At 67.7% G+C, this 13414-nt stretch carries 13 protein-coding genes; 11 read left to right on the plus strand and 2 right to left on the minus strand.

Features of this window, described 5'->3' with window-relative positions:
- Positions 1-30 precede the first annotated feature (30 nt).
- From chpT to IEV99_RS19240, 4 genes are all read left to right on the plus strand, one after another.
- Positions 31-678, plus strand: coding sequence for a histidine phosphotransferase ChpT (gene chpT / locus IEV99_RS19225; protein WP_188519321.1), 648 nt, complete (start codon positions 31-33; stop codon positions 676-678).
- A gap of 114 nt (positions 679-792) precedes the next feature.
- Positions 793-3414: a hybrid sensor histidine kinase/response regulator gene (locus IEV99_RS19230; protein ID WP_188519322.1), complete on the plus strand. Its 2622-nt coding sequence runs from the start codon at positions 793-795 to the stop codon at positions 3412-3414.
- Positions 3411-3938, plus strand: a complete 528-nt coding sequence (locus tag IEV99_RS19235) for a chemotaxis protein CheW (protein ID WP_244643937.1) — start codon at positions 3411-3413, stop codon at positions 3936-3938. The genes IEV99_RS19230 and IEV99_RS19235 overlap by 4 nt, the downstream gene beginning before the upstream one ends.
- Positions 3935-4309 carry a response regulator gene (locus tag IEV99_RS19240; RefSeq protein WP_188519323.1) on the plus strand — a complete coding sequence of 125 codons (375 nt, stop codon included), beginning with the start codon at positions 3935-3937 and terminating at the stop codon, positions 4307-4309. The genes IEV99_RS19235 and IEV99_RS19240 overlap by 4 nt, the downstream gene beginning before the upstream one ends.
- A gap of 77 nt (positions 4310-4386) precedes the next feature.
- On the opposite strand, the gene ctrA is transcribed toward IEV99_RS19240, so the two are convergent.
- Positions 4387-5088 carry a response regulator transcription factor CtrA gene (ctrA, locus tag IEV99_RS19245; RefSeq protein WP_188519324.1) on the minus strand — a complete coding sequence of 234 codons (702 nt, stop codon included), beginning with the start codon at positions 5086-5088 and terminating at the stop codon, positions 4387-4389.
- 364 nt (positions 5089-5452) lie between these two features.
- On the opposite strand from ctrA, the gene fliI reads away from it, so the two are divergent.
- Positions 5453-6790 (plus strand): flagellar protein export ATPase FliI, encoded by a 1338-nt coding sequence (fliI, locus tag IEV99_RS19250; RefSeq protein WP_188519325.1) that lies wholly within the window; start codon positions 5453-5455, stop codon positions 6788-6790.
- Positions 6791-6852: 62 nt separating this feature from the next.
- On the plus strand, positions 6853-7272 hold the full coding sequence (gene fliJ / locus IEV99_RS19255; RefSeq protein ID WP_188519326.1) for a flagellar export protein FliJ: 420 nt from the start codon (positions 6853-6855) through the stop codon (positions 7270-7272).
- 54 nt (positions 7273-7326) lie between these two features.
- Here the strand turns inward: fliJ and IEV99_RS19260 are convergent, their stop codons facing one another.
- On the minus strand, positions 7327-7935 hold the full coding sequence (locus tag IEV99_RS19260; RefSeq protein ID WP_188519327.1) for a GNAT family N-acetyltransferase: 609 nt from the start codon (positions 7933-7935) through the stop codon (positions 7327-7329).
- A gap of 84 nt (positions 7936-8019) precedes the next feature.
- Here IEV99_RS19260 and copM point away from each other — a divergent pair, with 84 nt between their 5' ends.
- The 5 genes from copM to IEV99_RS19285 all read left to right on the plus strand — a co-directional run bounded on the left by copM (position 8020) and on the right by IEV99_RS19285 (position 13396).
- Positions 8020-8382: a CopM family metallochaperone gene (gene copM, locus IEV99_RS19265; RefSeq protein ID WP_188519328.1), complete on the plus strand. Its 363-nt coding sequence runs from the start codon at positions 8020-8022 to the stop codon at positions 8380-8382.
- A 118-nt stretch (positions 8383-8500) separates the two neighbouring features.
- Positions 8501-10006: a sugar ABC transporter ATP-binding protein gene (locus IEV99_RS19270; RefSeq protein WP_188519329.1), complete on the plus strand. Its 1506-nt coding sequence runs from the start codon at positions 8501-8503 to the stop codon at positions 10004-10006.
- Positions 10003-11052, plus strand: coding sequence for an ABC transporter permease (locus IEV99_RS19275; protein ID WP_188519330.1), 1050 nt, complete (start codon positions 10003-10005; stop codon positions 11050-11052). The genes IEV99_RS19270 and IEV99_RS19275 overlap by 4 nt, the downstream gene beginning before the upstream one ends.
- A gap of 53 nt (positions 11053-11105) precedes the next feature.
- Positions 11106-12203, plus strand: a complete 1098-nt coding sequence (locus tag IEV99_RS19280; protein WP_188519331.1) for a substrate-binding domain-containing protein — start codon at positions 11106-11108, stop codon at positions 12201-12203.
- 161 nt (positions 12204-12364) lie between these two features.
- The gene (locus IEV99_RS19285; RefSeq protein WP_308469383.1) at positions 12365-13396 is read left to right on the plus strand and encodes a lysylphosphatidylglycerol synthase transmembrane domain-containing protein; all 1032 of its coding nucleotides are present in this window, start codon (positions 12365-12367) and stop codon (positions 13394-13396) included.
- Positions 13397-13414: the final 18 nt, after the last annotated feature.

Here is a 13414-nt window from a genome sequence, read left to right on the forward strand (position 1 = left end):
CGATTCGGCGCCGAACGGCGGAGATACTCAATGACGGCCATCACTCTCGACGCACTCGATCTGTCGGCGCTGCTGTGCAGCCGCGTCTGCCACGACGTGATCAGCCCGGTCGGCGCCATCGTGAACGGTCTCGAGGTGCTCGAGGACGAGAAGGACGAGTCCATGCGCGGCTTCGCGCAGGACCTCATCAAGAAAAGCGCCCGCCAGGCCTCGGCCCGGCTTCAGTTCGCCCGGCTCGCCTTCGGGGCCGCTGGGTCCGCCGGCGCGGCCATCGACACCGGCGACGCCGAGCAGGTGGCGCGCGGCTTCATCCACGATGAGCGCACCACCCTGAACTGGCACGCGCCGCGCGTGCTGCTGCCCAAGAACCAGGTGAAGCTGCTGCTCAACCTGCTGGTGATCGCCACGACGACGATCCCGCGCGGCGGCGTCATCGACCTCACCCTCACGGTTGAGGGCGACAAGGGCACGTTCCACATCGCCTCGAAGGGCATCAACGCCCGCATCCCGCAGTCGGTGCCCGGCCTGCTCGCCGGCGCGCCCGAGAGCGGCTCCGTGGACGCCCACGGCATCCAGCCCTTCTATGCCGGACTGATCGCCCGGGCGGCGAGCATGAGCGTCGATCTCACCATCGAGGGCGACATCGTCACCATTCTCGCCAAGCCGCAGGCGGAATAGCGCAGCCGCGACGCGGTTTCCTGGCGAAACCAGGGCCAGCCGCAACCTATCATCAACGCTTCATGGGCATGAATGGTCGACGGCGCCGGACGCGGCGCCTGACCGGGAATCCCCATGGACGACGTTCTTCGCGAGTTTCTGACCGAGACCTTCGAAACGGTCGAAAACGTCGATCGCGAGCTCGTGCAATTCGAGCGCGAGCCGAACAACGCCACCATGCTGGCGCATATTTTCCGGCTCGTTCACACCATCAAGGGCACCTGCGGGTTTCTCGGCCTGCCGCGCCTCGAGGCGCTGTCGCATGCGGCCGAAAGCCTCATCAGCCGCTTTCGCGAGGGCGCGCCCGTCACCACCGAGGCGGTGACGCTGATCCTGCTCACGATCGACCGGATCAAGATGATCCTGCGGACCCTGGAAGAAAGCCAGGCCGAGCCCGACGGGCAGGACACCGACCTGATCGACGAACTCACGGCGCGCGCCGAGGGTCGTGAAACCGAGCAGACCATCGGCGATCAACCGCAGCCGGAACCGGCCGTGGCGGCGCGCGCCCCGAGCGCGCAAATCGCGCCCACGCCAATCATCTCCGACCCCCCGCAGGACGGCATCGAGCATGCCGAGGCGCAGCGCTCCCGGGCGCAGCCCAGCAAGGCGGCGCCCGCGCGCCCCAACGGGCAGGGAGGCGCCAACTCGGCGCAGTCCATCCGGGTCGGCCTCGATACGCTCGAAGGCCTGATGACGATGGTGTCGGAGCTGGTGCTGACCCGCAACCAGTTGGTCGAACTGGCGCGGCACGACGAGAACAGCGACTTCAAGGGGCCGCTCCAGCGCCTCTCAAGCGTCACCGCGGAGCTGCAGGAGCGGGTCATGAAGACCCGCATGCAGCCCATTAGCACGGCCTGGCAGAAGCTTCCGCGGCTGGTGCGCGACCTTTGCGCCGAACTCGGCAAGGACATCGAGCTCGCGCTGACGGGCGCTGAGACCGAGCTGGACCGCCAGGTTCTCGAGCTCATCAAGGACCCGTTCACCCACCTGATCCGCAACGCGGCCGACCACGGCATCGAGACGCCGGAGGAACGTCGGCTCGTTGGCAAGCCGGCGCGCGGCACGATCCGCATCTCGGCCGTACACGAGAGCGGCACCATCACGATCGAAGTCGCGGACGACGGCCGCGGGCTCGACGTCGGCAAGATCGCCGCCAAGGCGCTGGAACGCGGCCTCGTCGGCCCGGGCGAACTCGAGCGCATGAGCGACGAGCGCATCGCCCGCTTCATCTTCGAACCAGGATTCACGACCGTTTCGCACGTCTCTCACGTCTCCGGCCGCGGCGTGGGCATGGACGTGGTCCGCACCAACATCGAGCTGATCGGCGGGTCGGTCGACGTTCGCTGGGTGCCGGGCGAAGGCTCCACCCTGACCATGAAGATCCCGCTCACGCTCGCGATCGTGGCGGCCTTGATCATTGAGGCCGGCGGGCAGCGTTTCGCGATCCCGCAGGTGGCCGTGCTCGAACTCGTTCAGCCGCGCGCCACGTCCGAGCATCGCCTCGAATCGATCAACGGCACCTGGCTGCTTCGTCTGCGCGAAACCCTGTTGCCCGTGGTGCGGCTGAGCGCGATCCTCGGGCTCGATCCAGTCGGCGAGCGCTTCGATCCCGAGGATGGCTTCGTGGTCGTCCTGAAGCTCGGCAAGCGGTCCTTCGGACTGGTGGTCGACAAGGTGTTCCACACCGAAGAGATCGTCGTGAAGCCGATCTCCAACATCCTGAAGCCGATCAACATCTTCTCGGGCAACACGATCCTGGGCGATGGCCGCGTGATCCTGATCCTGGATCCCAACGGCATTGTGCAGCGGATCGGCCATGGGCCCACCATGACCCGTCCGGAACGCGACGAAGTCGCCCCGCGCCGCCGCGTGCAGGAAGACAAGACCTCTTTCCTCGTCTTCCGCGCCGGCCAGGGCGAGGTCAAGGCGGTGCCGCTCGCAGCCGTGACCCGGCTCGAGGAGTTCGACGTCTCCAAGATTGAAACCGTGGGCGGCCGCATCGTCGCCCAGTACCGGGGCGACCTGATTCCGATCGTGCCGGCGGTTCCTGGCTCTCCCCTCCACGCCAGCGGCATCCAGCCGGTTCTCGTGTTCTCGGAGGGCGATCGCACCGCCGGCATCGCGGTCGATGAGATCGTCGACATCGTCGAGGACCATCTCGACATCAAGGCCACCGGCCAGGCGCCCGGCATCGTCGGCTCGGCCGTGATCCGCGGGCGCGCCACCGAAATCATCGACGTCGCGCATTTCCTGCCCCTGGCCTATCCGGACTGGTTCGAGAACGCCGCCGCGCCGGCCCCTGCCCGCTCCAACCGGGTGCTGCTGGTGGATGGCGCGCCCTTCTTTCGCGGCATGCTGCTGCCGGTTCTCAAGGCCGCCGGATACGACGTGGTCGCGCTCGCCGAGTTCGACGCAGCCCTGGCGCTGGCCCAGCGCAGCGCCGACAGCTTCGCGGTTGTGGTCGCCGACATTGAATCGCGCGGCCGCAACGGCTTCGATCTCGCCGAGGGCTTGCAGGCGGACCGGCGCACCGCCGAACTGCCCATCATCGGGCTCGCGTCGCGACTCCAGCCGGCCGCGCTTGAACGCGCCCGCGCGCTCGGCATCTTTGACGTGGTCGCGAAATTCGATCGCACCGGCCTCATCGAGGCGCTCGCCGAGGCGACCCAGCACAGGGAGGCCGCAGGCGCATGACGCTGATGCCAAGATCCGGCTTCGAGGATGTCGAGACGACGTCCGAAACCCGTGAATTCGTCACCGTGCTGGTGGATGGGCAACTGTTCGGACTGCCGATCGAATGCGTGCACGACGTATTCATCGCCGCCGAGGTCACGCCGGTTCCGCTGGCGCCGCCTGAAGTCGCCGGGCTCCTCAATCTGCGCGGCCGGGTCGTCACCACCCTGTCGCTGCGCCGCATCCTCAAGCTCGACGACGTCGACCAGAAGCCCAGCCGCATGGTGGTGGGCGTCGAGTATGGCGGCGAATCGTTCGGCCTCGCGGTGGACGGCGTCGGCGAGGTGCTCAGCCTCGGCACGGCCGAACTGCAGCCCAATCCCATCAATCTCGATCCACGCTGGGCCCGGATCGCGGCCGGCATCCACTGGCTCGAGAACGGGCTTCTCGTGGTGATCGACATCGAAGCCATTCTCGGCCCCGCCTCGCATTCGGAGGGCGCACGGCTCGCGTCATTCTCCCCGTCCAAGGGATTTCAATCATGAAGACCTGTCTTGTCGCAGACGACTCCCCCGTAATCCGCAAAGTCGCGCGCCGTATCTTGGAGGGGCTCGATTTTCGCGTCGAGGAGGCCGAGGACGGGCAGCAGGCGCTCGCGGCGTGCCAGCGCAGCATGCCGGACGCCGTGCTGATCGACGGCTTCATGCCGGTGATGGACGGCTTCGACTTCTGCAAGGCGCTGCGGCGCACGCCGGGCGGCGGCGTGCCCAAGGTGCTGGTCTGGAACACCGAGAACGAAGTCGCCGTGATGGCCCGCGCCATTCACGCCGGAGCCGACGACGTGCTGCTGAAGCCCTTTGATCGCGCCCAGATGACCAACAAGCTCACCGAAGTCGGGCTGATCCAGGCGCGCTGACGCCCTCCCCCGCCCGGATCCACGCACAAAAAACCCCGCCGGCGGCGGGGTTTTTTACTGACTTCGAGCGCGTGGCCTCAGGCCGGAATGCGCTCTTCGGTTTCGTTCGGCTCGCGCAGCACGTAGCCGCGGCCCCAAACCGTCTCGATGTAGTTCTTGCCCTGCGACGCATTGGCGAGCTTCTTGCGAAGCTTGCAGATGAAAACGTCGATGATCTTGAGCTCGGGCTCGTCCATGCCGCCGTAGAGATGGTTCAGGAACATCTCCTTGGTCAGCGTCGTGCCCTTGCGCAGGCTCAGGAGCTCCAGCATCTGGTACTCCTTGCCGGTCAGGTGCACCCGCGCCCCGGAGACCTCCACCGTCTTCTGGTCGAGGTTCACGATCAGGTCGCCGGTGGTGATCACCGACTGGGCGTGACCCTTCGACCGACGCACGATGGCGTGGATGCGGGCGACCAGCTCGTCCTTGTGGAAGGGCTTGGTCAGGTAGTCGTCGGCGCCGAAGCCGAGGCCACGAACCTTGTCCTCGATGCCGGCGAGGCCGGAGAGAATCAAGATCGGCGTCTTGACCTTGGCGACCCGAAGGCTGCGCAGAACCTCGTAACCCGACATGTCGGGGAGGTTCAGGTCGAGCAGGATGATGTCGTAGTCGTACAGCTTCCCGAGGTCGATGCCTTCCTCGCCGAGATCCGTCGTATAGACGTTGAAATTCTCGGACTTGAGCATCAACTCGATGCTCTGGGCGGTAGCGCTGTCGTCTTCGATGAGAAGTATGCGCATTTCAGGTCTCCAAGCTCGTCCCTTGGTCCGCAACCGCAGCATCGACCGGCGGGACCCGGCTGAAGCTCTCAAACGTCCTCTCGGACGTCCGTGTGATCTCGACTCGCAACACTACGCCGCAATGGTTAACAAAACCTGATTCTGATCCGCAAGCCTCATCGGACCCGACTTTCGCGAATCGGGATAAAATGTTGCTCTTGAAGCGGAAAAGGCGAGCGTTGGATCTCATGTGGCGGATTAAGCATCTCTGGTAACCGACTCTCAGGACTCACCCTTCGGAACAGCGCTTCCGATTGGGCGGGACATGCGGGTTCGGCAAGGGCATTGTTAACGGGACGGGTAAACGAATCGTTACGGACCAGGCATGCCTGTTCATGAACATGACCGTCTGCATGCCTTGCGCGCAGATTTGGCCGACATCGACGACCTGAAGGTTTATGGCCGCGTCGCCAGCGTGCGCGGGTTGATGATCGAGGTCGCGGGGCCGCTGTCCACCATGCATGTCGGCGGGCTGCTCGACATCGAGGTCACGCCCGGCCGCACGGTGCCGTGCGAGGTGGTCGGCTTTTCGGGCGATCGCGCCCTCGTGATGCCGTTCGGGGTTATCGAGGGCCTTCGCCGCGGCTGCCGGGCCATCGTGCGCTCGGCTCCGGGCGGCGTGCGCCCTTCGCGCGCCTGGTTGGGCCGCGTCATCAACGCCATGGGCGAGCCCATCGACGGCAAGGGGCCCCTGCCGGCAGGACAGAATCTCGTGCGGCTGAAGCAGGACGCGCCGCCGGCTCACTCCCGCCAGCGCGTCGGAGCGCCGCTCGACCTCGGCGTGCGCGTGCTCAACACCTTTGTGACCTGCTGCCGCGGCCAGCGTATCGGCATCTTCGCGGGATCGGGGGTCGGGAAGTCCGTGCTCCTGTCCATGCTGGCCCGCAACGCCGGGTCGGACGTGGCCGTGATCGGCCTGATCGGCGAACGCGGCCGTGAGGTGCAGGAGTTCCTGCAGGAGGACTTGAAGGAAGAAGGCCTTGCCCGCGCCATCGTGGTGGTGGCCACCTCGGACGAGCCTGCGTTGATGCGCAAGCAGGCCGCCTACCTGACGCTGGCGATCTCGGAATATTTCCGCGACGAGGGCGCGGATGTGCTGTGCATGATGGACAGTGTCACCCGCTTCGCCATGGCGCAGCGCGAGATCGGCCTCGCCTCCGGCGAGCCGCCCACCACCAAGGGCTACACGCCGACGGTGTTCACCGAGCTGCCGCGCCTCCTCGAGCGCGCCGGCCCCGGCGCGGGTGAAGGCACCATCACGGGCCTGTTCACCGTTCTGGTGGACGGCGACGACCACAACGAGCCGGTCGCCGATGCGGTCCGCGGCATCTTGGACGGCCATATCGTGATGGAGCGCGGCATCGCGGAGCGGGGCCGCTACCCGGCCGTGAACGTGTTAAAGTCCGTGTCGCGCACCATGCCGCGATCCTGCGACCCGGAATTCTGGCCCGTGGTGCAGAGCGCCCGTCAGGCCATGGCGACCTATTCCGATATGGAAGAACTTATCCGACTTGGCGCTTATCGGGCCGGGTCATCGGAAGAAGTCGACACGGCAATCCGCCTGAACCCGCATCTCGAAGATTTTCTGCGTCAAAGTAAGGAAGAAGCAACCTCGTTGCGTGAAGGATACATCCGTCTCGCGGAGATCATGGCCGGCGCCTGACGGCTGATCGAAGTGCAAACTCGGAACCGTCCCGACCGGCTCCGCAGCGTGAGTAGATGGGTATGAAATCGCGGGATACCGTCATGCGCTTGAAGCGCTTCCAGGTGGACGAAAAGCGTCGCCGGGTTGCGCAGATCGAGATGATGATCGCTGACTTCGAGCGCATGGTGCATGAGCTCGAGCGCGAGATCGCCTCCGAGGAGCAGAAGTCGGGCATTTCCGACAAGGCTCACTTCGCCTACCCGACCTATGCGCGCGCCGCCATGACGCGCAAGGAGAACCTGCAGCGCTCCGCCGACGAGTTGAAGACCCAGCTCGAGGACGCCCGAGTCGAACTCGAGGCGGCCTTCCAGGAGCTCAAGAAATTCGAGATTCTGGATGACCGCGAGCAGGCGCGCGAACGCGCCGCCGAGGCCGCCCGCGAGCAGTCGGACCTCGACCGCATCGGCCTCGCCATGCGGGCGGGCTTCGCCCGAGCCTGAGCCAGGGCGCCGGCTCTACACGAAAGCCCGGTCGCCTCGACCGGGCTTTCGCATTCAAGGCCGAACCAGCGGGATTTCCGGAAAAGCCCCCGGGTCGAGAGCGCCCGTGAGCCTCGGGTCGTCCGCGATCTCCACGGCGAGCTTGAAGGGTGCGAACCCGAAACGCCGGTAGAACCCGACCGCGCCCGGGTGATCGAGCGTGCACGTGTGGAGCCAGCAGCGGCCGATCGGACGCGCCCACGCGATGGCGAGCGCTTCGCGCATCATCCAGCCGCCGACCCCCTGCCCAACCGCGCTGTCCACCAGCCCGAAATAAACGATCTCGGCCTCGCCGGGCTGCGTCAGGTCGAGTTCGAGCAACCCGAGGTCGACGCCGTCCCGCGTCGCCGCATAGGCTTCCACTCCGGGGCTGGCCAGAATGGCCGCGAGATCGCCGTCCGCGATCGACAGCCGCGAGAACCAGAACCATCGCTCGCCGATCTGCCTGTAGATGCGCTTGTAGCGGGCGACGTCGACGGGGCCGAGGCGGACCAGTTGCACCCCGACGGCGGGGCGAGCCGTCAGGGTCGGCTTCCGCCGCATTTCCAGAAAAGTCACGACGGACGCGATCTTGCCGGGCGGCACAACCGTGTACCCGTCCGGCAGCGCCTGCTGAGTTGACATCGTTCCTGTCGTCCTTATGTGCCGGGCTTCGGGATTGTAGCGTCGCCCCGCCCGCTCACAATCCGCCAAGGGAGCTTCGAGACCATGAAGACGCACCTGTTCGCCGCACTCGTGATCGGCGCTCTGGCGGCAATGCCCGCTTTGGCGCAGCAGAACCACAGCGGCCACTCGATGCCGATGCCGGCGCGCCAGGGAACTTCCAACGCCGGCTACAAGGCCGCGATGGACAAGATGCACAAGGACATGACCGCCCCGCTCACCGGCGACGCCGACGTCGACTTCGTGCGCGGCATGATCCCGCATCACCAGGGCGCAATCGACATGGCGCGGGTGGAGCTGCAGCACGGCAAGGACCCGGAGCTGCGCAAGATGGCCGAGGAGATCGTCAAGGCCCAGGAGGCCGAGATCGCCACCATGAAGGCCTGGCTGAGCAAGCACGGCAAGTGAGCGCGCGCCGCACCCGCGCGACCCATCGCGCAAGCGGCGCTGTTTGATAGTCGTCAAATCAACGTGACAGCATCGTCGTTCTGCCCCACTGTCTCGGCAACGAAGAGTGGGGCGGGGAATGGAGACGGCCGGCGAGTTGCGCTTCGAGCGCATCGCGAAGGCGTTCGGCGGCGCGCAGGCGCTGAAGGGCGTGAGCCTCTCCGCGCGGCGCGGCGAGGTGCTGGCGCTCCTGGGTGAGAACGGCGCCGGCAAGTCCACCCTGATCAAAATTCTCGGCGGCATCCACAAGGCCGACCAGGGCGCCATCACGATCGATGGCGCGCCTTACGCGCACTACGCGCCGCGGCGCGGCGAGCGCCAGGCCGTTGGCTTCATCCACCAGGATCTCGGCCTGCTCGAGTGGATGACGGTGGCCGAGAACGTCGCGATGGCGGGCGGCTACGCGAGACGCCCGGGCTGGGGCCGGCTCATCGATTGGCGCGAGACCACCCGCACGGCGGCCCGCGCGCTGGCGCTGGTCGGCTGCGACATCGACCCCACCACCCGCATCAATGCCCTCAGCCGCACGGAGAAGTCGCTGGTCGCGATTGCGCGCGCGCTGGTGGTCGACTGCGACTACCTCGTGCTCGACGAGCCGACCGCCAGCCTCCCGGCCGACGAAGTGGAGCGTCTCTTCTCCGCCATGCGGCGCTTGAAGGCGGCCGGCGTGGGCATGATCTACGTGTCGCACCGGCTCGACGAGGTGTTCCGCATCGCCGACCGCGTCGCGGTGCTGCGCGACGGACGCCTCGTTGGCGAAGGCGCTGTCGCGGACGCCACCCCCCAATCGCTGGTTGGCCTGATCGTCGGCCGCAGCCTCGATGACGCCTTCACCCGCCCGGCCCATCCGCCCGGAGCCGTGCGCGTCGCCGTACGTGAGCTGCGCACCGCCGGCGCCGGTCCGGTGAGCTTCGAGGTGCGCGACCGCGAGATCCTCGGTCTCGTTGGCCTGCGCGGCGCCGGGCAGGAGGACGTCGGCCGGGCGCTGTTCGGCGCCACGCCCCATGCGGGCGAGATCACGCTGGACGGCGCCGCGCCGGACCTGTCCTCGCCCGTGGCGGCGTTGAGGGCCGGCGTCGGCCTGATCGCACGCGACCGCACCGAGGAATCAATCGCCCCCGCGCTCTCCATCCGCGAGAACGCCTTTCTGAACCCCGCAGCGGCCGGCCGGCGCCTCCTTGCGCCGCTCTCCCCGGCCCGCGAAGCAGAAGCCGCCCGCGCGCTCGGCGCCGAAGTCGGCCTGCGCCCCAACGATCCCACCCTGCCGATCGAGGGGCTCTCGGGCGGCAACCAGCAGAAGGTGGTGGTCGGCCGCTGGCTGGCGACGGGCCGGCGCCTGCTGATCGCCGAGGACCCGACCGCCGGCGTCGACGTCGGCGCGAAAGCCGAGATCTACCGCCTGATCGCCGGCGCGCTGGAGCGCGGCCTCGCCGTCGTGGTGGTGTCCACAGACTTCGAGGAAGTCGCGCATCTGTGCCACCGCGCCCTGGTGTTCAACCGCGGCCGCATCATCCGCGAGCTCAGCGGCCCGGCGCTCGCCGCCCAGGCCCTCATCAGCGCCGCCTCAGCCTCGGAGGCTGCATGAACTCCATCGAATCCAACGCCCTCGAGCCCACGCCGGCCGAGCTGCGCCGCCTTTCGCCACGCGACCGGGCGCTGCGGCTGCTGCCCGTCTACGGCCTGCCGATCCTTACGGTGGCGCTGGTGGCGCTGTTCTCGGCGCTGCTGCCCGAAACCTTCCCGACTATGCTGAACCTGCGGTCGATCGTGTCCGACAAGGCCATTATCGCGCTTCTGTCCCTGGCCGCCATGATCCCGATGGCGGCTGGCAAGATCGACCTCACGGTCGGCTACGGCATCGTGCTGTGGCACATCCTGGCCATCTCGCTGCAAACCGCGTTCGGCCTGCCCTGGCCGGTGGCGGTCGTTGTCGTGTTGGCGCTGGGGGCGCTCGTGGGCGCGATCAACGGCGCGCTCGTGGAGGTCGCCCGGATCGACAGCTTCATCGCCACGCTGGGCACCGGCACGGTGCTGTACGCGCTGGCGCTGTGGCACACGGGCGGCAGGCAGGTCGTCGCACCCTTGCCGGAGGGCTTCCTGGCGCTCAACGGCGCCTTCGTGTTCGGGCTGCCGATCACCGGCTTCTACGTGCTCGCGCTGGCGCTGGCGATGTGGCTCGCGCTCGAGCACCTGCCGGTGGGTCGCTACCTCTACGCCATCGGGGCGAACCCCAAGGCGGCGGCGCTGAACGGCATCCCGGTGCAGCGCTTCACCATGGCGGCCTTTGTGACGTCCGGAACGCTCGCGGCCGCCGCCGGCGTGCTGCTCGCGTCCAAATTGCGCATCGGCCAGGCCAGCGTCGGGCTGGAATACCTTCTGCCCGCGCTGGTCGGCGCCTTTCTGGGCTCCACCACCATCAAGCCCGGGCGCGTCAACGTCTGGGGCACGCTGGTCGGCGTTTCCGTGCTGGCGGTGGGCATCGCCGGCATCCAGCAATTCGGCGGCTCCTTCTGGGTCGAGCCGCTGTTCAACGGCGTCACCCTGCTGGTCGCCATCGGCATCGCCGGCTACGCGCAGCGTCGCAAGGGCGCGGCCGCACGCCAACCGCCCGCCGACGCCGCGCCGCCGTGAGCGGCGCCCGTTTTCACCAAGAGCAAAAAGCACAACGCTTCAAGGAGGGGACCATGCTGAAACACATCATCGCCGGCGTCGCCGGAGCCGGCCTTCTGGCCGCAGCCGCCGCGCCGGCCAACGCCGACGCCATTGCGGACGCCAACGCGTTCGTGGCGACCTTCGCGGGCCGGGCCACGAAATGGGACGGCCCCACGACCGGCCCAAAGGGCGCGGCTGGCAAGACCATCGTGGTTCTGGCCGCCGACATGAAGAACGGCGGCGTGCTCGGCGTCTCCAACGGCGTGTCCGAGGCCGCCAAGGCGCTGGGCTGGACCGTGCGCGTGCTGGACGGCGCCGGCTCCATCTCGGGCCGCACTGCCGCCTTCGGGCAGGCCATGGCGCTGAAGCCGGACGGCATCGTGATCAACGGCTTTGACGCCGTGGAGCAGAAGGCCGGCATCGAGGCGGCCGGCGCGGCCAAGATCCCCCTGGTGTCCTGGCACGCCGCGCCCGTGATCGGCCCGGTCCCGGGCACCCCCGTCCGGGTCAACGTCTCCACGGACGCCATGGACGTGTCCCGCGCGGCCGCCCTGTGGGCCTTCGCGGACGCCGGCGGCAAGCCCGGCGTGGTGATCTTCACGGATTCGACCTACGCGATCGCGATCGCCAAGGCCAACAAGATCCGCGACGTGATCACGGCAGCCGGCGGCACGGTGCTCGAATATGTCGACACCCCCATCGCGGACACGTCCACCCGCATGCCGCAGCTCACCACGTCGCTGCTGCAGCGCCATGGCGCCAAGTGGACGCATGCGCTCGCGATCAACGACATCTATTTCGACTTCATGGGCCCGTCGCTCGCCTCCGCGGGGATCAAGGGCGATGGAGCCCCCAAGGCGGTCGCGGCCGGCGACGGCTCCGAGAGCGCCTACCAGCGCATCCGCTCGGGCCAGTACCAAGCTGTCACCGTGGCCGAGCCGCTCAACCTCCAGGGCTGGCAGCTCGTGGACGAGCTCAACCGCGCCTTCGCGGGCGAGGCCTGGTCCGGCTACACGCCGCCGCTGCATGTGGTCACCAAGAGCAATGTCGAGTTCGACGGCGGTCCCAAGAACGCCTTTGATCCCGACAACGGCTATCGCGACGCCTACAAGGCGATCTGGGGCAAGTAAGAGCCGGACGGCCCGCGGGCGCATGCCGCCCGGGCCGGCCGCGCCCGCCGAACCGGCCGCGAGCCTGCGATCAGGCTTGCGGCGGTGATCCGCTTCGTGCAGGACATGCCGCCAACGAGGCCTGCACGGGGGCGACCAGGTCGGCTGGCATGAAGCGCATCATGGATTTCATCTGGCCCCTCGTCGGGCTGGCCGCGGTCGTTTGGTCGATCGACCTCCTGTACAAGAAGCTGAAGCTGGAGGCCGGAGCCGACCCCGCCGTCCGCGCGCTGCTGGACCAGGGGTCCGTCTGGGCGAACGTCAAGACGATCGCATCCGTGATCGCGGCGAAAATCGTCGAGATTCCTCCGCATGCCTACCTGCTGTGCGCGCTCTCGACGCTCGTCGCCTATGCGGCGCTGGCCTGGTACGACCGGATCGCGCTGATTCATCTTAAGAAACAGAACGGCATATCGTGGTTCTACATCGCGACTTGCTCGTTCGTGACCTACGCGCTGTCGCACAACATCGGCGCCTCGGTGTTCTCGGGCGGCATGGTGCGCTACCGGGCCTACACGGCGAAGGGGCTCTCGGCGGCCGAGGTCGCCATCCTGGTGGCTCTCTGCTCCTTCACCTTCGCGTTCGGAACCATCCTGCTGCTCGGCCTCGTGCTGGTCGGCGAGCCGCAGATCCTCGGGCCCCTGCAGACGCTCTCGCCCTGGTTCGCCATCAACCCCAATGTCGCCCGGCTCGTAGGGTTCGGCCTCCTGGCCTTCTGCGCCCTGTACACGCTGGGCTCGTGGCGGCATTTCAAGCCCATCCAGTTCGGCCACTTCGAGGTGGTCTACCCGCGCCTGCCGATCGTGCTTCGCCAGTATTTCGCGGCGCCGCTGGAGCTGATGGGCGCGGCAGGCATCATCTACTTCGCCCTGCCGGAGGGCAGCCCGCACTTCTTTATCGTGCTGGGAGCCTTCCTGATGTCGTTCTCGGCCGGCCTCCTGTCGCAGGTGCCGGGCGGCGTCGGCGTCATGGAGGCGGTGTTCCTGGCCATCATGCCGTCGGTGCCCGCACCGTCGGTGGTGGCCGCGCTGCTGGTCTGGCGGCTGTTCTACCTGATCCTGCCGCTCGTCATGTCGCTGCCGGTCGTGTTGCTCTTCGAGCGCTCGCAACTCGCCCAGGCCGCCGCTCCGATTGAGCCGAAAGCGCCCGTCTGATCGGCCGAGACGGCGGCG

The sequence above is a fragment of the Alsobacter metallidurans genome (assembly GCF_014636935.1).
GTDB classification, from domain to species: domain Bacteria; phylum Pseudomonadota; class Alphaproteobacteria; order Rhizobiales; family Beijerinckiaceae; genus Alsobacter; species Alsobacter metallidurans.